We start from the raw sequence: 20663 nt of genomic DNA on the forward strand, positions 1-20663 counted from the left end.
ACATATAAGCCCTGAAGGTGCCCTTCACGGCGTTCTGGCGTCGGGGCTGTCGGAGTCTGTCAGTGGGGTCTGGTAGAGATCTCCGGGTGAGCAGTTCCGAGCCCGCCGCCCTCTGGGAGCTTCCCGAGGGGCCGCCGCCCGCCGCCGCGAAAGCCGCGGTGCCGTCGCGTGCCCGGAAGAAGCCGTCGAAGGCGCCGAAGCCGGGGGAGAAGGCGAAAGGCGCCCAGCAGCCCGCGCCCGAACGGTCCGTGGCGCGGATCGTCGTCGACATCCCGCTGGCGCACCTCGACCGCACCTTCGACTACCGCGTGCCGGAGAAGCTGCACGAGACCGCCGTGCCGGGCTGCCGGGTCCGCGTCCGGTTCGCCGGGCAGCTGGTCGACGGCTACCTCGTCGAACGCGCCGAGACGACCGACTATGGCAGCAAACTGGCCTTCCTCGACCGCGTCACCTCCGCCGAACCGGTGCTGACGCCGTCGTTGCACGCCCTCTGCCGCGCGGTGGCCGACCGCTACGGCGGCACGCTCTCGGACGTCCTGCGGCTCGCGATCCCGCCGCGGCACGCGAAAGTCGAAGGTGAGCCGCCCGCTCCGACAGCCGCGTTCCCGGAGGCGCCCGACAGCACGGCCTGGGCGCGTTACCAGCGTGGCCCGGCGTTCCTGGAGGCGCTGGCCGAGGGGAAGCCCGCGAACGCCGTCTGGCAGGCCCTGCCGGGCGAAGACTGGCCGCGCCGGCTGGCCGAGGCCGCGGCGACCGCCGCCGCGGCCGGACACGGCGCCGTGCTGGTGGTGCCGGACCACCGCGACCTGACGCGGGTGCACGAGGCGTGCGCCGCGCTCGTGGGCTCCGATGGCGTGGTCGCGCTGATCGCCGGGCTCGGGCCCGCCGAGCGGTACCGGCGCTGGCTCGCGGTGCTGCGCGGCGCGGTGCGGGTGGTGGTCGGCACGCGGGCGGCGATGTTCGCGCCGGTCGCCGAGCCCGGCCTGTTCGTGGTCTGGGACGACGGCGACGACCTGCACCTCGACCAGCACGCGCCGTACCCGCACGTCCGCGACGTGCTGATGGACCGCGCGCACACGGCGAAGGCGTCCCTGCTGGTCGGCGGTTTCGCCCGGACGGCCGAGGCGCAGCTGCTCGTCGAGTCGGGCTGGGCGGCCCCGGTCCTGGCGGACCGCACGGACCTGCGCGCGGCGGCCCCCCGCGTCACCCCGGTCGGCGAGGACTTCGACGTCGCCCGCGACGAAGCGGCCCGCGTCGCCCGCCTCCCGGCCGTCGCGTTCGAGGCGGCCCGCCAGGCGTTCGCGGCGGGCGCCCCGACGTTGATCCAGGTCCCGCGGCGCGGCTACGTGCCGGGCCTGGCCTGCGGAAACTGCCGCACATCGGCCCACTGCCGCCGCTGCGCCGGCCCGCTGGCGTTGCCGGGAGGTTCGATCGACGGCCAGCCGAAGCCGCCCGCGTGCCGCTGGTGCGGCGTCCCGGAAACGGCGTTCCGCTGCTCGGCGTGCGGCTCGGTCCGCCTCCGAGCGGTGATCGTCGGCGCGAAGCGCACGGCGGAGGAACTGGGCCGGGCGTTCCCAGGCATCCCGGTCCGCACGTCGGGCGCGTCGGAGGTGCTCGCTTCGGTGCCGGGAAAACCCGCACTGGTGGTGTGCACACCAGGAGCGGAACCGGTGGCCGAAGGCGGCTACGGCGCGGCATTGCTGCTGGACGGCTGGGCATTGCTGGGCCGCCAGGACCTCCGAGCAGGCGAGGAAACGCTCCGCCGCTGGATGGCCGCGGCGGCCCTGGTCCGCCCTTCTACCCAGGGCGGCCGGGTCATCGTCGGAGCCGAGGCGGGCATGGCGGTGGTCCAGGCCCTGGTCCGCTGGGACCCGGCATGGCACGCGTCGCAGGAACTGGCCGAGCGCCGGGAACTGGGCTTCCCCCCGGCAATGCGCATGGCGAGCGTAGAGGGCACCCCGGACGCGGTAGCGGGAGTCCTGGACGACCTTCCGCTGCCCCCCTCCGGCGAGGTCCTGGGCCCGGTCCCGCTGGGCGAGGTGGACGAAGAGGGCAACGCGGAGCGAGAGCGAGCACTGGTCCGGGTCTCCCGCAGCGAAGGCAAAGCCTTGGCCACGGCAATCCACGCAGCCGCAGCCCGGCGCGACGCACGAAAGGCCACCGAACCGATCCGCATCCAGCTGGACCCGATGGAACTCATTTAGCAGTTCTTGTCGACCCTTCAATCACGAGTGATGCCTCTTCAATCACGAGTGATGCCCGCTGGATCACGCGTAAAGCCCTGTCACACACGCGGAAACTCCGATCTCGTGTGTCCGGAGACGGAACTCGCGTGATCGGGGAGCGATCTCGCGTGATTGAAGGGTCGACACGGTGATTAGTTGAGGACCGTTCCCGGGAGGGATTCGAGTGCGACGCGCGGGGATTCCGTTGCAGGCGGCGGAGTTGCCGGGGCGGCAGGAGCCGCGGCGGCGGTAGCCAACGTGATCACCTGGGCCGCGATCGCCTGGCGGCGGGACTCGAAGTCCGGGTCCGTCAGCGCCGCCGGGTCGGTCGGCTGGCCCAGCACCGGCGTGTGCAGGTGCCCGCCCGCCACCGACGTCAGGCCGAAGCCGAGCCGGATCCGGTTGGCGCGGAACATCGACTCGTTCGACAAGTAGTTGCTTAGTAGGTGCTCAGGAGAGGTGATCTACGATGTCCTGCGGCGGCGGCGCGAGATGCGGGAACTCGCCGTGCGGATTGGCTTGCGCGACGACGAGCTGGCGTACGAGAGCTTGCGGCGGCGGGCGATCATCGTCCACCAGGCTTCGATGTGTATGCAGACCACCGCCCCGGATCCGTGGCCGAAGTTCGGCGGGCGCTCACCGCTGAGATCGTGGCCGCCGGCTACGCGCGACCACATTGGTTACCAGTGGACCGGTGCTGGTGAGATCATGCTCACCCTCACCGTCCGAACCGAGGACTCCTTCCGCGTGATTCCCGAGGGCCACGTCTTCACCGAAATCTGCATGCTCGAAAAGACCTAAGTGCGGCGGAAGGGACGGTCCAGGTCCGCCTGCGGCTACTCCCGGCCGTCCAGCGTGAACTTGCTGTGCAGTGTGAATCCGAGCTTGCACGAACCGCGCCGAGGCCCTATTCACCGGTTCCGATTCGACACTGCCCGGCCTGCCTTCCTACTCGGACCGGCCCCGGCCGTGTCGCCGGTCGGCGACACGGCGACACGACAAACGAGGTTTGCTATCCGGCGCTCGGTTCGGGCTCAGCGTCCGGCCATCCTCGCGCCTGCCCCGGGGGTAGGCCCTTCCGGCTCTCCCACATCTCGACGTAGCCAAAGAGTTGCTCAGTTGCCTTGGTCATCGCCGCCAGCAACTCCAACCAGAGCCTGCCGGGGATTACGTCGGGCCGGAGCGGAACGCCAGCGCTCATCTGGTCGCCGGTCATTTGCCACGCGGCGCGGAGATGATTGACAGAGAGGTGCACCCAACCCGAGGTTTCTTTGTAGACCGGTGGAAGCCACGGGTGATGCGGAGTCGCAAGCTCGACCAGTCGCGCGTCGGTCAGCGGCCTCCCGTCCGAATCCTTCATCTTGCGGAACTCGGTCCCCTCCAGCATCGCTGTGACCACGTCATCTGCCAACGGCACATGCGCCACGTAGCAAGCGCGCACGAGGGTGTCGAGTTGCATCCGGAGTAGCGGAGCCGCCGCTGCCAGGTTATACCCGTCAACGCAGTCAACGACCGCTTCCACCAGGCCGTAGCTTCGCTGCATCATCGACATAATCAGGAGGTCAGGCAAGTAGATCTTGCCTTCGTCGACCTCAATTACGCGGCGCACTAAGTCGAGATGGTGAACGCGTAGCCGGTCGAGATACTCGCGCGGCTCGCGTAGCTCCGGGAAGCGATGGGCGGCGGTACCGGCTAAGACCGGGCGTTGCTCTCGTGCAGGTCGGAACGCGGGCAACCCCTCAGCACCGCCGGTCCCAGCTTCGTTCGTCATGCGTCCATTATTCACCGTGAGGCGACGCTGGGTCAGTCCGTTTTCTGGCCGCGGCGCCGGTGCTGTTCACGCACTGTGTACTTCGGCATATGCGGGGGAACGGTCGGTCGTCCAGGACACAACGGGCCCACCACTACGGCCCGCGGACACGGTGGCCATCTCGAGGTAGGTCGGCGTCTCGGTTTCCCGTTCCCACTCGTAGAGGGTGACTCGTAGTGTGTTGCAGGCGCGGCCCAGCATCACGGCGAGAGGGAACGGGACTCGCATGAACAGGTGCACCGGCCGGTTTCCCGCGATCTCGCCGATGCGTCGGCGCAGTTCAGTGACGAGTGCGGGGGCCACGTCGGCGGGTATGAGTTCTCGTTGCGCCAAGGCGATCTCGACTGCGTGAGCGTAGGGGTGACTTTTGACGTAGCGGCGGAAGTCTTTGTTGGGCGGCGCGGGTACGAGATCGAGGTACACGGCGATGGGACCTTCGGCCGGACCGTCGAGGGGAATTGTGTTCTGCGCGAGCGGCACGGTCCGGGTTTCGGCTCCCGTCCACTCGTTTCCGTACTGGTCGGCGATGGTGACCGTCAACCCGGTCGTGGTCGGTAACGCGGCTCCGAGCGCGAAGGCCATGCTCAGGTGCGCGCCGCCGGTGACGTGCAGATGCTGAACGCCGGCCGACTGCACGATGCGGGGCAGGTCTCCGAGGAACGCCGCGAAGTCTTCCCAAGCCTCGGCAGGCGGCACGCTGGTACCGGGCAGAGGCGGACGGGTCCGGGTCGCGAGCGGTACCTTCCGAGTACCCAAGGCGGGAACCCGGGTCTGGATGTCCAGATGCAGCCGATCATCGACGGCCGCGCGGCGGACACGACGGACTGCCATCTCACTGGCCAGACGAGCAAGTCCGGCGTGGTCGAGCACCGCGAACTGATCGAAATCACTTAGCGTCGCGAGTTCCTGAGGCAGCAGACGATCAGGAGCACCGTAGTCGAGCCGACCCCGTGAGTCGGTGACGGTGTTCCCGATGGCGAAGGTGAAGGCGGAGTCCGCTTCCCATCGCAGGAGGTTCGGAAGTTCCAACTCCCGGACGAAACTCGAGTGAGCCATGTCTTCGGTGACGAGAAGCACGGCTCCGGACAGTCCAGAATCGAGGGCTTCTTGCAGTCGCCGCTGAAAGCGGCCCGGTGGCAGGTGAGTCTGGTCATGCCACACGGGCACGCCGTAGGCGCGGAGTACCCATGCGGCGCGGTCGGCCAACTCATCTCCGTCCGAGTGCCGGTAGCTGAGGAAGATCGGGTCCAGATCGTATACTTGGGGCATCTGCTATCTCCTGTGCCGGGCTGGGTTGGATTCAGGGGGCGGCAGCGGACGGGGAACCACTGGATTGGTGGCCAGCCGACACTGCTGGTCGGCATCTCGACTTCGACCGGGCGAATCGGGAATCAGCCCGCGGGCGAGCGGGCGGTTCGCGGACTCGGTCACCACGGCCTCGACTAGGCAGTCGGCTCGATGGACGAGGAGCGCCAGCGGCTGGTCGTACTGGTCGGCCGCGTCCTGGATCGACGTCAGGTCTTGGCCGCTCGCTCCACCCGCCGCGGGATGGCTGTGCCAGTCCCCGACGTACCCGAGCCAGGGATGTCCCAGGTCGCCGAGAACCTCTCGGAGCGCAACCTGTGCCGTGTCGTGGTCGCGAACCCAGGAGGCTTGGGTGGCGTCGGGATCTGGCACTTCGACGGCGAGGTGCACGATGACGCACCCTTCGAGCCACCACCCGAGCAGGACTCCACCTGTCTCTCGAGGATGCGCGGCCGCCGCAGCCGCGGCGATCGTCGAGGTCGCCTCGGAGGCCACTCGCAGAACTCGATCCAAGTCGTTCATGACGCGGCTCGCCGCGGGTGGCCGGCGGTGATCAAGCCGGCGACGTCGAAAGTGGTGTCCGCGCTTTCGCAGGCCGTGATCCGGATGCTGCTGTCTTCGGGGCGGGCCCGCACCGCGAGGGCGGCATCTACGCCGGCGCGGGAGTACTGGAGCAGGACGACGTCGAGCACGCCCATCTTGATCAGTCGGCTGACTTCTGCGGCGTGCGTGCCCAAGGCCGTGGCGACATCGTCCCAGGTCCGGATCGGCCGATCGACGGGTCCGATGTCGGCTACCCAGGCGAGCCGGCGGTCCTTTCGGTTGCGTCGCCGGCCGTTGATGATAGTGCCGGTGCGCCGGACCCTGTCGGTGACAAGGAAAACTTCAGGTCCTCCTTCGGTCCGCACGGCTTCGTCCGTGACCAGCCTCGTCGCGTTGTAGAGCACCATCTGGGGTCCGGCGCTTTCCTGGGACAGGTAACGTTCCAGGTCGCAGGAGTCGTCGCCGGGCCAGCCGGCCGCGGTCTCTTGCAGCCAGCCGGAGACGCGCCTCAGGAGCTTTCGCGCGTCCAGCCAAGGTGCTTCGTCGACCGGCCAGTCGTCCTCCCAGAGACACAGTGTGTCGTCCGCGTTGATGTGAAAGGTGATCTCGAGAGGGCCGCCGGGGTCCAAGAGCCGCACCTTCGGTGGTTCGAAGGGGAAAGTCGCGCCGGGCACGATCTCCACTCGCGCCGTGAACACGGTCGCCGGTTGGTCGGGCGTGGCCAACCCGGCCCACCGCACAGTGCCGTGGAGCCGTTCGCCGTCATCGGTGAAGCCGAGCGTGGGAAACTGCTCCCGCCATCGGTCGATGTCAGTGGCGAGCATGCTCATGCATATCGACCGCGGCCGGCCGGCACCGCCGGGGCGCCTTTGACGAGGCCGCCCGTCGGTTTCTCGGTTCCGTCGGCGTCGCACGCCTCGGGGAGGGCGAAGACGTACTCGGGTTCATCGGTTTGCTGCGTCTTGCCCAGTAGCTTTTGCCACTTCAGGGCGCTGGCGCAGATGTCCTCGTCGTCGCGGGCGTCCTCCGCGAGCTGAGCGGCCACGGCGATCCGCTCTGCGGCGGCCTCGATCTGCTTCCGCGTCGCCTTCGTCGTGATGGTGCGCTCGTCCAGCGTCGGGTCGGCGGGACCTTCGGTGACGTAGTCCGGCAGCCTGTCGGCGATCTCCCGCAGGATGACGCAGAGGTACCCGGCGACGGTGTTCTCAGTCGGCTGGAGGTCCTGGAAGGCGTGGTAGGTGAGGACCTCGAAGTAGTAACCGCCCGGCTGGGCCTCGACCCAGATGCGCCGGATCTGCCGGATCAGCTTGACCACAGGCACGTAGACGCCGGACCCGGCAAGGAGGAAGTCGCCGTTCGCTTCGGTCGTGAGCTCGCTCATCTTGATCGGGTTGGTCTCGATCCAGCTGGCGCGCCCATCTTCTTCGATCTTCTCGGGGATCTGCCAGTGCTTGGCCGGGTGGTCGACGCACGGGCGGGCGATGACGACGTCGACTGACAGGCCGAAGTCCAGGAACTCGATCATGACCGAGCGGCGCTGCCGCGTCACCTTGCCGGGGAAGGCGTCTTCGAGGACATCAGTCACGTGGTCGAGGATTTCGCCCGGCCGCAACGCGTCGGTCGCTTTCTCCAGGCGCACGAACACGTCGACGTCTTTGACCCGTTTGATCGACACCTGCCGGCCGTAGGAACCGATGAGGAAGGTGGAGATCCCCAGGTTCTTCAGCTTGCCGTCGGCCTTCAAGGCCGCGGTCACCAGCTTGTGAGCTTCGGCGGCGTTCTCCGCGTCGACTTCCGGTTCGATGCGGCTCAGCGCCGTCTTGAACTGCGTGGCGAGGGTCGCCATCGGTGCTACTCCTTCCAAAGTTCGGGCGAATACCCGATGTGGGTGGTGTCAGTTCTCCTCGGTGAAGACCGGGTCGGCGGCAAGCTCGACGGCGAGCGTGAGCAAGTCCTCGTCGGCAACCACCTGATCGGGGAGGGCGGAGATGATGGCTCGGGCCTCGTGGTGCGTCTGTCGCACCTCCAGGACTGTCCAGGGCGGTCGCACTGTGGGTCTCGAGCCGGAACCCGCCGGTCGACATTCCTCGCCGCGGTCATCCCCACCACCTACCTCCTTGACCAGGCGCGTGGCCCGTCGATCACGCGCATCGGTTTCATTGAAGCAGATGAAACCGAGCGCTGCGTGGCGCCCCCTCACTCGGCGTGTCGATCTGGGAGACTCAGGGGGTGCGCATCGAGCTCGTCGGCCGGCGGCCGCTGCTGCGCCGGCTCTGCCCGGTCGAGCCGGAGGCAGGCTCGCTGGTCCTAGACGCGCGGCTGCTTACGTTCGCTTCGCCGCTGGACCTGGCGGCGATGGTGGCCCTTGCTCAGGCTGCCGGAGCGCGGGGTGAACAAGTGCGGCTGATCACCCCGCGTGATCGCAATGTCGCGTCGTACCTCGAGCGGCTGGACGTCGTCAGTGGCCTGCCCTCGGGTGCGGACGTCGTCGGTGATCTCCCGAGTGGGCCGCGCGCGGACCTGACGGACCGTCTTCTCGAAGTCACGCAGCTGGGACCCGATGGTGCCAATCGGCTGGGCGAGCGAATGGGGCGGATGCTCACGCGGCACTACGGCGATCTCGGCCGACGGTACTTTTCGGGGGTTGGCGAGCTGATCGACAACGCGATCAGCCACGGGGCGAGCGGTCTCGGCGCCTTCGTCGCGGCGCAGGTCTACACCGGAGCGACCAGTGGCCTGCCAGGTATCGAGTTCGCGGTCTGCGACACCGGTGTCGGTGTGCGTGCGCACCTCGGTCACACCTTGGCCGACGACGTCCTGGTCGACGACGCAGCCGCCTTGGAGGCGGCGCTCCGGCCGGGGGTGACCGGCACGCGGGAGATGCGGGGTCATGGTCTGAACGACCTCTGGCGGGCGGTGCCGAAGGGCGGTGTCGCCCGTCTTCAGCTCCGCAGCGGAAAAGGTCTCGCCAGCGTCGTTGGCGACGGCGGCTCAAGGCGTCCGGCCTGTGTGCCTTCCGACGTTGACGTGGCGGGGACCTGGGCGTTCTTGCGAGTACATCCTTACTAGTCCCCGGAGCCTATGCTTCAATGGATTCATTGAAACCGGGAGGCTTTGTGATGGGTTCGCAACATCTTTACCAGGTGGGCAAGCATGGTCCCTTCCTTGCCACCCGGAGCACAGCCAAGGTGGCTCGGGAGTCACTGGAGCGAGAGTCGTCCGCCGGTCCGCGCACCACAGAGGTCATCATCGACTTCACCGGTGTCGATGCCATGACCATCAGTTTCGCCGATGAGTTCCTCGGGAAGTTTTACGCCGCGGTCGCGGTTGGAGACGTCGCGGTATCGGCAGTGCTGCTGCAGGGGCTCAACGAGGAGACCTTCGAGACCATGCAGGTCTGCCTTGATCGGCGCGAGTTAATAGCGGCCACTGTGGACAGTGACGGAATTCGTTTAATAGCCGCGCCGGAACATCTTGACGAAACGTACCGCCAAGCTGTCGCCTTGCGAAGATTTCGCGCGGGAGAACTTTCCGAACGTCTCGGGGTTACACTGCAGAACGTCAACAATCGATTGAAACGCCTGGTGTCGAGCGGCACGCTCAAACGGGAAAAGAGTATTCCATCCAACCGGGGTGGCAAGGAATTCGTTTACACGATACCGGGACCGTGGTCCGAAGGGTCCGCATGAGCCGGCTATCGAAGCGACTGCTCAGCGTCGCGCCATGCTTTCTGTGACAACACTAAACCGGATGTCATGTCCACTCAGGCCGGCTAGGGCTTATATGACAATTCCCTCGTCTGCACGACCACGGCATGGCGAACTGCCGCGCAGCGCTAGACGTCGGAGTGCTTGTTGTAACGAGTGGCCAAACCGTGCCATTGCTTGAGCCACTGATGCGGTGTCCGAAGACGTTGGGTCGCAGTAGTCGACCGGGTCGAAAGCTGGTGGACACCGGCTAGGGAATCGTGGTGCCTGCGATCCTCGACCTGAACGGAAGATTCAGGGAAAACGGCGAAGATGCCCCGGGCGCGCAAAAGCCAGCGGAGAACAGGCCTCGTCACCGCTGGCACGGTCAGTCCGAGTCCGAGTCCGAGTCCGAGTCCGACCGCGTCCGAGGCGCGCCACGCGCGCAGGTGCTGTATCAAGATGCGGAATCATCGGCGTCCCGGCCTGGCCGTCACCAATCAACGTCACCAGCGGGCGGTCGTTTCTGTTGACGAGGTGTGGCTGCGGAGGCTCGAAGCCTAGTCCGAACGGGTGAACTTTGCGCAGGTGCTTTGTAAGTTTCTGCAGCTCAGATGGCTGTTCATGAGTCCCTACGGTCGTTATGTCTCTTTCGACAGGTAGTTCCCGCCGCCGCCCGACGCCGCGATCTCGCCCGCGGCCGGAGCGTCCGAACGGCACACCGGCGCGCCCGCGCCCGGGTGTGACGAGTCGGGCCACACGCAGAACGCCTGGTTGAAGTTCACCGGGTACGCGCCGGCCGGTGCGGCGAGCATCTGTTGGTACGGCAGCGTCGTCTCGATGAACTGGACGTCCGGCTGCGGCCAGCCCGCCGCGGGCGGGACGCCGCCGGTCACCGACGCGTTGTTGTTGTCCGGGAAGCCGCCGCGCCAGGCGCCGGCCCAGCGTTCGATGTCGAACCGGTCCGGCCGGCCCTGGCTGATCGTGACCAGCACGTCGGGCCGCCGCGCGCGGTCGCGCAGCGCCGAGCCGTACGCCGCTTCGACGACACCCTCGTCGAAGTAGCCCCACACGACCGGGAAGCTCACCGCCTGCACCACGGCGGGGCCGGACGGCGTGTCCAGCACGCGCCCGTCCAGCTGCAGCGCCGACGCCCCGGCCGGGTTCGAGATCCGGACGCCGGCGCCGTCCAGCCGGAACGGGTCGAACCCGCTCACCATGACCCGCCGCGTCTTCCCGAGCGGGAACCGGACGTCGTCGAGGCCGCGCGAGCCCCGGTCGAACGCCGTGAGCAGAGAAGTGCGTTCAAGCAACGGAAACGCGGGCGTCCACTGCCGCAGCGCGCTGCTGAGCTGCAGCCGTGCCCAGTACAGCGGCCGGTCGTCGAAGCGGTCGAGCGTGCCGAGGTCCGGACGGCGGCCCTGGGCGCGGTCGACCGCGGTCCGCCACAGCCGGTCGCCGGCCTCGGTGACGACCCGCTCGGCCCGGCGCGGGGTCCGCGCGGCGCAGAGATCGTGCTTCACCCCGGCCACCAAGGGATCCAGCCCGGCCAGCCGGACGAGCTCGGGGCCGACCGCGGGACCACCCGCGGGCATGGTGGCGGTGAGCCGCTGTTCCTCGACGGTCAGCGGGACGGCCGTGTCGAAGCAGCCGGGCGCGGCTGTGGCCACAGCGGGTGACGCGAAGAGCGGGACGGCGGCGAGCAGGGGGAGCAGAGCGGTGAGGCGCACGGGTTTCCCTCCACGTCGTGAGCGACGCGGCCGAGTCTTCCGGGGTCCGCGAAACCCGGGTAGGGGCACAAGTCGGGAGCACACCCGGCGCGTGGCGTGCTCCCGACCCGGGTGTCAGCCGGTCGCCAGGACCTTCAAGCGCGAGATGTCCGCGCTGAACTGGTCCTGGTCGAGCGGCGTGGAGCTGTACTGCCAGAACGTGTAGAAGCCCCACTTGTACGGCAGCGTGCCCACCGACGACGCATACCGAGCCACCCACAGCGGGTTCGTCGAGCTGAAGTCGCCCGTGTTGCCGGTGCACTGGCTCCACCAGCTCGTCGCCGTGTAGATCACCGGCCAGCGGGTGGTCTTCTTGTGGTACTCGTCGCTGAACGCCTTGATCCACGCGACCATCTGCGCCGCGGTCTTGCCGTAGCACGCGTTGTTCGGGCCCCACTCGATGTCGAGTGTGCCCGGCAGTGTCCTGCCGTCCTTCGACCAGCCGCCGCCGTGGGCGACGAAGTAGTCGGCCTGGGCCGCGCCGCCCGCGAGGTCCGGGCGGCCGTAGTGGTAGGCGCCGTGGATCATGCCGACGTTGTAGGAACCGGTGTACTGCTGGCTGAAGTAGGCGTTGACGTAGCCGGTGCCCTCGGTCGCCTTGACGTAGGCGAACTTCTTGCCCGCGCTCCAGTACGACGCCCAGTTGACGTTGCCCTGGTAGGAGCTGACGTCGATGCCGGGGACGCTCGCGTCCACCGACGCCGGGGCCAAGCCGGCCGGGGCGACGCCGACGCCGTCGTGGGCGCGGATCGCGGCGCCCATCTCGTGGTTGCCGGTGGCGTCCTGGTCCGGGAGCCCCGGCGCCGCGTTCGCGCCGGTGGCGGTCACGACCAGCAGGGAGGCCGAGACCGCGAGCGCGGCGCCGAACAGGCGTCGCCACCCCCGTCGTTGTGCTGTCATCGTCGTTCCTTTCGGGTTGCCCTCGCTGTGCGCGGCTGTGCAGGGCCGCGCGGCATGAGTCTGTTACATCTGCGTAGGCGATGTCACTGCTCCATGTGATTCAATTTCCCGCTGTGGCCGAGCCCGTGAATCGGCAACGGACCGGACGAAAGGGATTCCGGGGTCCCTTTGGCGCTTGAAGCGGCCTGGCGCAGGGGGCAGACTCCCCGCATGCCCGCGCTCCGGAGTCGCCGAACCCTCGTCATCGCCGCCACGGCCGCGCTCCTCACGACCGTCGCGACCGGACCCGCCACCGCCGCCACGCCCACCCCGAAGACACCGGTCGCCACCGGCTTCGGCGGCGCCGTGGCCAGCATCGACGCCGACGCCACCGCGATCGGCACCCAGGTCCTGCGCGACGGCGGGAACGCCGTCGACGCGGCCGTCGCCGTCGCCGCCGCGCTCGGGGTCACCGATCCGTTCTCGGCCGGGGTCGGCGGGGGCGGGTTCTTCGTCTACTACGACGCCAGGACCGGCCGCGTCCACACCTTGGACGGCCGCGAGACCGCGCCGAAGTCGGCCGACGCGAACCTCTTCGTCGAGAACGGCCAGCCGCTGCCGTTCAACGACGCCGTCACGAGCGGGCTGAGCGTCGGCGTCCCCGGCACGCCCGCGACGTGGTCCGAGGCCCTCCGCAAGTGGGGGACGCGGTCGCTGGCGAAGACCCTGAAGCCCGCGGAGAACCTGGCGCGTAAGGGATTCGTCGTCGATCCGACGTTCCAGACGCAGATCGCGAACAACGCCGCGCGGTTCGCCGCGTTCCCGTCGACACGCTCGCTGTACCTGCCGGACGGCGCGCCGCCCGCGCCCGGCACCGTCTTCCGGAACCCGGACCTCGCCGCGACGTACGCGCAGCTGGAGCGCGGCGGCGTCGACGCGCTGTACCGGGGCCCGATCGGCGCGGACATCGCGAAGACCGTGCAGAATCCGCCGAAGGATCCCGCCTCGACGCTGAACGTGCGGCCCGGCAAGCTGACCGCCCGGGACATCGCCGACTACCGGGCGATCGAGCGCACGCCGACCCACGCCGAATACCGCGGGCTGGACGTCTACGGCATGCCGGCACCGTCGTCGGGCGGGCTGACCGTCGGCGAAGCGCTCAACATCCTCGAGAACTTCGACCTCAAGCACGCGAGCAAGGCCGACTACCTGCAGTACTTCCTGGAGTCGACGCGGTTCGCCTTTGCCGACCGCAACCGCTGGATCGGCGACCCGGCCGTGATCGACGTCCCGGCCAAGCAGCTGCTGAGCCAGCGCTTCGCCGACTCGCGGGCCTGCCTGATCTCGAAGGACAAGGCCGCGACCAGCCCGGTCGCGCCCGCCGACCCGAGGCACCCGACCCCGTGCGCCGCGGGCACGACGGCCGCGCCGACGCCGTACGAGGGTGAGAACACCACCCACCTCACGGTCGCCGACAAGTGGGGCAACGTCGTCGCCTATACGCTGACGATCGAGCAGGAGGGCGGCAGCGGGATCGTCGTGCCGGGCCGCGGGTTCCTGCTCAACAACGAGCTGACCGACTTCTCGTTCACCCCGGTGACGCCGGGCGTGCCCGACCCGAACCTGCCCGGCCCCGGCAAGCGGCCGCGCTCGTCGATGGCGCCGACGATCGTGCTCAAGGACGGCCGCCCGTTCTTCGCGACGGGTTCGCCGGGCGGGGCGTCGATCATCACGACGGTGCTGCAGGTGCTGACCGGCCGGATCGACCGCGGCCTCTCGCTGGAGGACGCCATCGCGGCGCCGCGCGCGTCGCAGCGGAACTCGGTGCAGGCCCAGGTCGAGCAGGAGTTCCTGAACCTGCCCGAGACGGCGGCGCTCAAGGCCCGCGGCCAGGGCTTCTCGACGGCACCCGCGGAGATCGGCGCGGCCACCGGAGTCGAGAGGCTGCGCGACGGCCGCTGGCTGGCGGCGGCGGAACCGGTCCGCCGCGGCATCGGCTCGGCCCAGGTGGTGTGGCCCACGCACTGGTAGCGGCTCGCGCCCAGGCCGGCTCGCCTTGCGGCCTGGCTCGCGGCGCGGCCTGGTTCGAAACTTCGGTCGGTTTCGTCTTGCGGGCGGATCCCGAAGCAGGCCGGTTCCGGCGTGGCCCGGTTCGCCTTGTGGCCTGGCTCGGCTGAACTCCGGTTGGCTGGCCTTGCGGTCGGATCTCGAAGCGAGCCGGTTTCGGCGCGGGCCGGCTTGCCTTGCGGTCTGGCTGGGCCGGAACTCCGGTTGGCTAGCCTTGCGGCCGGATCCCGGAGCAAGCCGGTCCCGGAGCAAGCCGGTCCCGGAGCAAGCCGGTCCCGGAGCAAGCCGGTCCCGACACGGCCCAGCGCGCCTTCGGCCTGACTCGCGGCGCGCCTCGGTCCCGGTGCAACCGGCCCCAAACAGCCGGAGTCCTGAGCAGCCCGGTCCCGACGCAGCCCGATCCCCAGTGCGGCCAGCCCCCAGCACCGCGCTGCTCGCCACACAGCCCCGGTCCCGAAAGCAGCCCCCACCCTCACCGGGGGTCCGGCCCCGCTCCCAGTTTACCGGGGGTGGCCGACGGGAAGCCGGGAACGAGCGCGACCGGGGACGGTTGTCCACATCACGGCCGGGCTGTGCACAACTTCGGCTCAAGGTGGGCACTGGCGCGCCCGGCCGGAGGGGGCCTTCTAGACTCAGGCCCGATGTTCCAGCCACGTGAATCCTCCCTGCTCCCGCCGGTGGTGGGCCGATGAAGCTCGTCTTCGCCGGCACCCCCGAACCGGCGGTCCCCGCCCTGCGCGCTCTGCTCGACTCCGGCCGGCACGAGGTCGTCGCCGTCGTGACCCGGCCCGATGCCCAGGCCGGGCGCGGCCGCCACGTCGTCCGCTCGCCCGTCGGCGCCCTCGCTGACGAGCACGGCATCGAGGTGCTGACGCCCGCCCGCGCCGGCGACCCGGCCTTCCTCGCACGGCTCGCCGAGCTCGCGCCGGACGCCTGCCCGGTCGTCGCCTACGGGGCGTTGCTGCCGCAGTCCGCGCTCGACATCCCGTCGCTCGGCTGGGTGAACCTGCACTTCTCGCTGCTGCCCGCCTGGCGCGGGGCCGCGCCGGTGCAGGCCGCGATCCGCGCCGGTGACGAGATCACCGGCGCCTCGACCTTCCGGATCGTCAAGGAGCTGGACGCGGGCCCGGTCTTCGGCGTGGTCACCGAGACCATCGCCGCGACCGACACCGCGGGCGAGCTGCTCGGCCGGCTGTCGGAGTCCGGGGCCAAGCTGCTGCTGTCCACCATGGACGGTCTCGCCGACGGCACCCTGCGCGCGCAGGAACAGCCCGCCGAGGGGCTCAGCTACGCGCCGAAGGTGACGGTCGACGACGCCCGCGTGTCGTTCGCCGACCCGGCCGCGGCGGTCGACCGGCAGATCCGGTCGGTCACCCCGGAGCCGGGCGCGTGGGCGGAGTTCCGCGGGGAACGGCTGAAGCTCGGCCCGGTCACGGTGGTCGACGAACCCGGCCCGCCGCCGGGCGAGCTCGTGCTGGAACGCAAGCGGGTGCTGGTCGGGACGGCGACGAAGCCGTTGCGGCTCGGCGAAGTGCAGGCACCTGGCAAGAAACGGATGGCGGCCACCGACTGGGCTCGCGGAACACGGATCGAGCAGGGAGAACGCCTCCGATGAACGACAACAGGGAACGCCGGCCGTCACGGCCGCAGCGGAGCCACCCGGCCCCGCGCAAGGAAAGCTCGCGCCGCCCGCCGGAGGTGGACGCCGCCCGCCAGGCCGCGTTCGACGTCCTGCGCGCCGTGCGCGAGAAGGACGCCTACGCCAACCTCGTCCTGCCGGACCTGCTGCGCGAGCGGCGGATCAGCGGCCGGGACGCCGCGCTGGCCACCGAGCTGGCGTACGGCACGTCGCGGGCGCAGGGCCTGCTCGACGCCGTCATCGAGGCCAACGCCGAGCGGCCGCTGGCCAAGACCGACCCCACGGTGCTGGACGCGCTGCGCCTCGGCGTCTACCAGCTGCTGCGCACGCGCATCCCGGAGCACGCCGCGGTGACGTCCACTGTGGACCTCGTGCGCGCCGAAGCCGGTTCGTGGGCCACGGGGTTCGCGAACGCCATCATGCGCAAGGTGTCCGAAAAGGACGAAGCCGCCTGGCTCGACGAGCTGGCGCCGGACGACTCGACCGACCCGATCGGCGCGTACGCGCTGCGCACCGCGCACCCGCGCTGGATCGCCCGCTCGTTCGCCGAAGCGCTGGGGGACAAGGGCGCCGGCCTCAAGGCCGCGCTCGAAGCCGACGACGCGCGGCCCGAAGTGCACCTGGTCGCCCGTCCCGGCGAGATCACCGCCGACGAGCTGGCCGCGATCACCGGCGGCGACCCGGCGCCCTACTCGCCCTACGGCGTGCGCCTGCCCGCGGGCGCCGGCGACCCGGCCGACGCCGAGCCGATCCGCGAACGGCTCGCCGCGGTGCAGGACGAGGGCAGCCAGCTCTGCGCGATCGCCGCGACGAAGGTGCCGGTCGAGGGCTCGGACGAGCGCTGGCTCGACCTCTGCGCCGGCCCCGGCGGCAAGGCGGTCATGCTCGGCTCCCTCGCGGCGTTGAGCGGCGCGAGGGTGGACGCCGTCGAGAAGGCGCCGCACCGCGCGAAGCTGGTCGAGAAGGCCACGATCGGCCTGCCGGTGAAGGTGCACGTCGCCGACGGCCGCGAAAGCGGGCTGGAGCCGGGCTACGACCGGATCCTCGTCGACGCGCCCTGCAGCGGCCTCGGCGCGCTGCGACGGCGACCGGAGGCGCGCTGGCGGCGTCAGCCCTCCGACGTCGCGGACCTGACGAAGCTGCAGGGCGAGCTGATCACCGCGGCCTACGCCCTGCTGCGGCCCGGCGGCGCGCTCACCTACGTCGTCTGCTCGCCGCACCTGGCGGAGACCGAGGGTGTGGTGGGCGAGACGGCGCGGCGGCTGAAGGCCGAAGTGCTGGACTCGCGGGAGTTCTTCCCCGGCGTGCCCGAACTCGGTGACGGGCCGTACGTGCAGCTGTGGCCGCACCGCCACGGCACCGACGCGATGTTCTGCGCCGTGCTGCGCAAACCGTGAGGGATCTCGGGCTGGTCGCCGGCTCGTGCGGCGGGCTGGACGTCCGGTTCGCCGCCGAGCTGGCCCGGCCCGCCGCCGCCCGCGGCTGGCGGACGGCGATCACCCTGACGCCGACGGCGATGCGCTGGCTCGAGTCGACCGGCGCCCTGGCGGACGTCGAGTCGGCGACCGACCTGCCGGTGCGCAGCGCGTCCCGGCTGCCGGGGGAGCCCCGGCCGCACCCGGACCCGTCGGTGTTCCTGTTCGCGCCCGCGTCGGCCAACTCGGTGGCGAAGCTGGCGCTCGGGATCGCGGACAACCAGGCGCTGACCGTGCTCGGTGACGTCCTCGGCGCGCCCGGGATCACGATCGTCGTGGCCTACCAGATCCAGGACACCCGGGTGCACCACCCGGCGTGGCAGCGCCACCTCGGCACCCTCGCGGAGGCCGGGGTGACGCTGCACCGCCTGGACGTCGGGCGGCCGTGGACCGAGGCGCTGGACCTGTTGCCCTGAGCGGGTCACTGCCCTGAACAGGCCGTTTCGCTGAACAGCGTGTGGGGCGCCGCCCCCGATTTCCACGCTACCGGGTGGCACCGACAGTTCCGGCTACTTGCGGGCCAGCGCGACCTCGAACGCCGTCTCGGTGTTCTGCTGCACGCCGTCGGGCGCGGGGAGCTCGTTGACCGACACGGCGGCGGCCCGGCCGCCGTCGAGGGCGCCAGCCAGGGTGGCGAAGCCGAAGATTCCCCCGTCGTGGCCCCAGTACGGCGTGCCGTCCGGCAGTGTGCGGCGGATCAGGCCGAGGCCGTAGTCGGCGCCGGGCTCGGTCGGTGCCGGGACGGTGCGCCGCATCTGCGCGAGCTGCGCGGCGGGCAGCAGCCGGCCGGCCAGCAACGCGCTGAAGAACGTGTCCAGGTCCCGGCCGGACGACACGAGCCCGCCCGCGGCGCCGGCGATCGACGGGTCGAAGTCGGTGAAGTCGGCCGGAGGCCCGCCGAGCGACAGGTACCCGCGCGGGTGCGGCGCCGGCAGGTGTTCGTCGCCGCGGCCGGGCAGCGACGTGTCGCGCAAGCCGAGCGGCCGGGCGATCCGGCGGTCGATCTCCGTGGCGAGACTGCGGCCGGTGACCTTCTCGACGAGCATCCCGGCGACGATGTAGTCGGTGTTCGAATAGGACCAGCCGCGGCCGGGCGCGAACAGCGGCGGGTGCTGCAGCGCGATCGCGACCAGTTCGCCGGGCTCGGCACCGCGGTGGCGCAGGGACTCGGGGTCCGCCGTCAGCACGTCGTCGGTGTAGTTGTAGAGCCCGCTGGTGTGCTGCAACAGGTTCCGCACGGTGATCTGCCGGCCGTCGTTCCCGTTGCCGGTGACGAGGCCGGGCAGGTAGCGCTCGATCGGCGCGTCGAGCTGCACTTTCCCGTCGGCGACGAGCTGCAGCACCACGGTCGCGACGAACGTCTTCGTGACGCTGCCGACGCGGAACTTCGCGTCGTGCGGGTAGGGCTTCCCCGTGGTCAGGTCGCCGGTCCCGCTGCGCGTCTCGGTGACGCGGCCGTGGTCGGTGACGACGGCTTCGGCGCCGGGTGCGCCGCCCTGGGCGGTGACGCGGTCGAGCGCCCGCTGCAGCGGATTCGTGGTGACGGCGAGCGCCGGTGCCGCGGTGGTCGCCGCGAGGAGCGCGACGAGCGTGCCGCACGCGACGATCTGCTTGCCGCGCAAGGATTTCCGCATGAAATGACTCCCTGTGTCTCGGTCTCCCCAACCTAGGGAGCACCGGCGCCAGGGGCATTGGGGCAGGCCGCCCGATGGATCCGGGGGCCTGCCCCACCATGAAGCGTCAGCGCAGGCGCAGAGCCCGCTTCAGCGTGCCGAACAGGTCGGTCTGGTTGGTCAGGCCGACGATGTTGGCCGCCTGCGGGCCGAGACCCGCGATGCGCACCTGGGTGCCGGTGTGCGACTGCGAGCCGCCCGTCTCCGCGGTGCCGTAGGCCAGGGTCATGTTCGCGCCCTCGTTGGTGACGAGCGTCGCGGTCAGGCCCGGGGTGGCCGTGGGCTCGACGATCTGGCTGCTGTGGCCGTGGTCGGCGGTCACCAGCACCAGGGTGTCGGGGTGGCTGCGGGCGTACGCCGTGCCCGCCGCGATCGCCGCGTCGAAGTCGACCGTCTCGCCGATCTGGCCGCACGGGTCGGCCGCGTGGTCCTGCTTGTCGATGCTCGCGCCCTCGACCTGCAGGAAGAAGCCCTTGTCGCTGCGACGGTCCTCGAGCAGCTCGATCGCCTTGCGGGTCTGCTCGGCCAGCTTCGGCTGGGCCTTGGGCAGGGCCGCGTTCGGGGTGCAGCGGGCCGGCGCGGTGCCGCCGTGCACGGCCGCCGGGCCGGTCCAGTTCACCGGCAGGTTGTTCTTGGCGAACAGGCCGAGGACCGGCTTGCCCTTCTTCGCCGCCGCCAGGTCGGCCGCGGTGTTGACGACGTTGTAGCCGGCCGCCTTGGCCTGCTCCAGCACCGTCTTGCCCTTGAACTTGCCGGCCGTGACCTTCTGGTCGAAGTACGTCGCGCCGCCGCCCAGCAGGACGTCGGGGCGGGACTGTACCAGCTGCTCGGAGATCGAGCCGAGGCCGCCGTTCTCCTTGGCGTTCTTCGCGCACTTCGCGGTCGTCTCGACCGGGCCCTTGCAGTCGCGGCTGACGACGTGCGAGCCGAGCACGGCCGGGGTGGCGTCCTGGACCTCGGCGGTCGTGACGTCGCCCGTGCGCAGGCCGTTGCGCTTGGCGATCTCGAGGATCGTCGGCACGTCGTTGCCGTACGCGTCGACCGAGATCGCGCCGTTGTAGGACTTGGTGCCGGTGGCCCAGCCGGTGCCGGACGCGGCCGAGTCGGTCACGTAGTTCGGCTTGCCGGGGTTGTTCTGCTCGACGGCGTAGGTCGTGTAGTCGCCGGTCAGGGGCAGCTCGTCCATCGCGAGCCGGCCCGCGGCGCCGCGCTCGTAGTTGCGGGCGGCGGTGATCTCCGACTGGCCCATGCCGTCACCGATGAACAGGATGACGTTGCGGGCGCTGCCGCCCTGGATCGCGGAGCGGACGTCGCCGGTGCGGTCACCGGTGCCGGCCGAGCGCGCGTCGGCGGGGCCGGAGCCGGTGGCGGCCAGGGCAACGGGGGCGGCGGCGACCAGTGCGGCGCCGAGCGCGCCCGCGACCAGCCACCGGCGGCGGCCGGTGAGCAGCGAAGCCATGTTTCTCCTCTTCGGGGACTTCGGGAAGTAAAAGGTCCGGATTCCGGACACGGGTTATTAGTCCGGTTGCACGTGTGCCGTGCGCGGACGCGAGGTGAGCGGCAGGTGGCGGCTGGCCGAACACCTGGCTTCC

The 20663-nt window shown here is 70.3% G+C and carries 19 protein-coding genes; 8 read left to right on the forward strand and 11 right to left on the reverse strand.

From position 1 onward, the window contains the following. Window positions 1–86: 86 nt before the first annotated feature. A complete protein-coding gene (locus OG439_RS03195; protein WP_326947817.1) occupies window positions 87–2204 on the forward strand; it encodes a primosomal protein N' in 2118 nt (705 codons plus the stop codon). 173 nt (window positions 2205–2377) lie between these two features. Here the strand turns inward: OG439_RS03195 and OG439_RS03200 are convergent, their stop codons facing one another. Beyond that, window positions 2378–2656: a hypothetical protein gene (locus OG439_RS03200; protein ID WP_442792279.1), complete on the reverse strand. Its 279-nt coding sequence runs from the start codon at window positions 2654–2656 to the stop codon at window positions 2378–2380. 28 nt (window positions 2657–2684) lie between these two features. Between OG439_RS03200 and OG439_RS03205 the strand changes: the two genes are divergently transcribed. After that, entirely contained in the window at window positions 2685–3026 is a 342-nt protein-coding gene (locus OG439_RS03205; RefSeq protein WP_326947818.1) for a hypothetical protein, read from the forward strand. A 211-nt stretch (window positions 3027–3237) separates the two neighbouring features. On the opposite strand, the gene OG439_RS03210 is transcribed toward OG439_RS03205, so the two are convergent. The 6 genes from OG439_RS03210 to OG439_RS03235 form a co-directional block, all read right to left on the reverse strand. Then, window positions 3238–3996: a hypothetical protein gene (locus OG439_RS03210; protein WP_326947819.1), complete on the reverse strand. Its 759-nt coding sequence runs from the start codon at window positions 3994–3996 to the stop codon at window positions 3238–3240. Between the two features lie 66 nt (window positions 3997–4062). Beyond that, window positions 4063–5304: an SAVED domain-containing protein gene (locus OG439_RS03215; RefSeq protein ID WP_326947820.1), complete on the reverse strand. Its 1242-nt coding sequence runs from the start codon at window positions 5302–5304 to the stop codon at window positions 4063–4065. Window positions 5305–5307: 3 nt separating this feature from the next. Next, a complete protein-coding gene (locus tag OG439_RS03220) occupies window positions 5308–5862 on the reverse strand; it encodes a Mov34/MPN/PAD-1 family protein (RefSeq protein ID WP_326947821.1) in 555 nt (184 codons plus the stop codon). Continuing rightward, window positions 5859–6713, reverse strand: a complete 855-nt coding sequence (locus OG439_RS03225) for a hypothetical protein (protein ID WP_326947822.1) — start codon at window positions 6711–6713, stop codon at window positions 5859–5861. The genes OG439_RS03220 and OG439_RS03225 overlap by 4 nt, the downstream gene beginning before the upstream one ends. Continuing rightward, window positions 6710–7729: a nucleotidyltransferase gene (locus OG439_RS03230; RefSeq protein WP_326947823.1), complete on the reverse strand. Its 1020-nt coding sequence runs from the start codon at window positions 7727–7729 to the stop codon at window positions 6710–6712. Before OG439_RS03230 ends, OG439_RS03225 begins: the two co-directional genes overlap by 4 nt. Before the next feature lie 48 nt (window positions 7730–7777). Beyond that, window positions 7778–7906, reverse strand: coding sequence for a hypothetical protein (locus tag OG439_RS03235; protein ID WP_326947824.1), 129 nt, complete (start codon window positions 7904–7906; stop codon window positions 7778–7780). Between the two features lie 206 nt (window positions 7907–8112). Here OG439_RS03235 and OG439_RS03240 point away from each other — a divergent pair, with 206 nt between their 5' ends. Then, the gene (locus OG439_RS03240; RefSeq protein ID WP_326947825.1) at window positions 8113–8952 is read left to right on the forward strand and encodes a hypothetical protein; all 840 of its coding nucleotides are present in this window, start codon (window positions 8113–8115) and stop codon (window positions 8950–8952) included. Window positions 8953–8972: 20 nt separating this feature from the next. Further along, on the forward strand, window positions 8973–9572 hold the full coding sequence (locus tag OG439_RS03245; protein WP_326947826.1) for an STAS-like domain-containing protein: 600 nt from the start codon (window positions 8973–8975) through the stop codon (window positions 9570–9572). Window positions 9573–10210: 638 nt separating this feature from the next. Here OG439_RS03245 and OG439_RS03250 read toward each other — a convergent pair. Further along, window positions 10211–11299: a hypothetical protein gene (locus OG439_RS03250; protein WP_326947827.1), complete on the reverse strand. Its 1089-nt coding sequence runs from the start codon at window positions 11297–11299 to the stop codon at window positions 10211–10213. Between the two features lie 114 nt (window positions 11300–11413). Next, window positions 11414–12238: a GH25 family lysozyme gene (locus OG439_RS03255; RefSeq protein WP_326947828.1), complete on the reverse strand. Its 825-nt coding sequence runs from the start codon at window positions 12236–12238 to the stop codon at window positions 11414–11416. A gap of 210 nt (window positions 12239–12448) precedes the next feature. Here OG439_RS03255 and ggt point away from each other — a divergent pair, with 210 nt between their 5' ends. The 4 genes from ggt (at window position 12449) to OG439_RS03275 (ending at window position 17814) form a co-directional block, all read left to right on the forward strand. Next, window positions 12449–14248 (forward strand): gamma-glutamyltransferase, encoded by a 1800-nt coding sequence (gene ggt / locus OG439_RS03260; RefSeq protein WP_326947829.1) that lies wholly within the window; start codon window positions 12449–12451, stop codon window positions 14246–14248. 724 nt (window positions 14249–14972) lie between these two features. Beyond that, the gene (fmt, locus tag OG439_RS03265) at window positions 14973–15899 is read left to right on the forward strand and encodes a methionyl-tRNA formyltransferase (protein ID WP_326947830.1); all 927 of its coding nucleotides are present in this window, start codon (window positions 14973–14975) and stop codon (window positions 15897–15899) included. Then, complete coding sequence (locus OG439_RS03270; protein ID WP_326947831.1) at window positions 15896–17320, forward strand: RsmB/NOP family class I SAM-dependent RNA methyltransferase; 1425 nt, start codon at window positions 15896–15898, stop codon at window positions 17318–17320. Before fmt ends, OG439_RS03270 begins: the two co-directional genes overlap by 4 nt. Further along, complete coding sequence (locus OG439_RS03275) at window positions 17317–17814, forward strand: flavoprotein (protein WP_326947832.1); 498 nt, start codon at window positions 17317–17319, stop codon at window positions 17812–17814. Before OG439_RS03270 ends, OG439_RS03275 begins: the two co-directional genes overlap by 4 nt. A gap of 93 nt (window positions 17815–17907) precedes the next feature. On the opposite strand, the gene OG439_RS03280 is transcribed toward OG439_RS03275, so the two are convergent. Beyond that, entirely contained in the window at window positions 17908–19032 is a 1125-nt protein-coding gene (locus tag OG439_RS03280; protein ID WP_326947833.1) for a serine hydrolase domain-containing protein, read from the reverse strand. Between the two features lie 106 nt (window positions 19033–19138). Further along, on the reverse strand, window positions 19139–20530 hold the full coding sequence (gene phoA, locus OG439_RS03285; protein WP_326947834.1) for an alkaline phosphatase: 1392 nt from the start codon (window positions 20528–20530) through the stop codon (window positions 19139–19141). Between the last annotated feature and the right edge of the window lie 133 nt (window positions 20531–20663).

Source organism: Amycolatopsis sp. NBC_01307 (assembly GCF_035975215.1).
Taxonomy (GTDB): Bacteria; Actinomycetota; Actinomycetes; order Mycobacteriales; family Pseudonocardiaceae; genus Amycolatopsis.

What these genes read in the sequence shown, in the direction of transcription:
- OG439_RS03280 (WP_326947833.1), bottom strand. Translation starts at nt 19,032, where the DNA reads ATGCGGAAATCCTTGCGCGGCAAGCAGATCGTCGCGTGCGGCACGCTC.
- OG439_RS03255 (WP_326947828.1), bottom strand. Translation starts at nt 12,238, where the DNA reads ATGACAGCACAACGACGGGGGTGGCGACGCCTGTTCGGCGCCGCGCTC.
- OG439_RS03220 (WP_326947821.1), bottom strand. Translation starts at nt 5,862, where the DNA reads ATGAACGACTTGGATCGAGTTCTGCGAGTGGCCTCCGAGGCGACCTCG.
- fmt (WP_326947830.1), top strand. Translation starts at nt 14,973, where the DNA reads ATGAAGCTCGTCTTCGCCGGCACCCCCGAACCGGCGGTCCCCGCCCTG.
- ggt (WP_326947829.1), top strand. Translation starts at nt 12,449, where the DNA reads ATGCCCGCGCTCCGGAGTCGCCGAACCCTCGTCATCGCCGCCACGGCC.
- OG439_RS03225 (WP_326947822.1), bottom strand. Translation starts at nt 6,713, where the DNA reads ATGAGCATGCTCGCCACTGACATCGACCGATGGCGGGAGCAGTTTCCC.
- OG439_RS03245 (WP_326947826.1), top strand. Translation starts at nt 8,973, where the DNA reads ATGGATTCATTGAAACCGGGAGGCTTTGTGATGGGTTCGCAACATCTT.
- phoA (WP_326947834.1), bottom strand. Translation starts at nt 20,530, where the DNA reads ATGGCTTCGCTGCTCACCGGCCGCCGCCGGTGGCTGGTCGCGGGCGCG.
- OG439_RS03270 (WP_326947831.1), top strand. Translation starts at nt 15,896, where the DNA reads ATGAACGACAACAGGGAACGCCGGCCGTCACGGCCGCAGCGGAGCCAC.
- OG439_RS03210 (WP_326947819.1), bottom strand. Translation starts at nt 3,996, where the DNA reads ATGACGAACGAAGCTGGGACCGGCGGTGCTGAGGGGTTGCCCGCGTTC.
- OG439_RS03215 (WP_326947820.1), bottom strand. Translation starts at nt 5,304, where the DNA reads ATGCCCCAAGTATACGATCTGGACCCGATCTTCCTCAGCTACCGGCAC.
- OG439_RS03230 (WP_326947823.1), bottom strand. Translation starts at nt 7,729, where the DNA reads ATGGCGACCCTCGCCACGCAGTTCAAGACGGCGCTGAGCCGCATCGAA.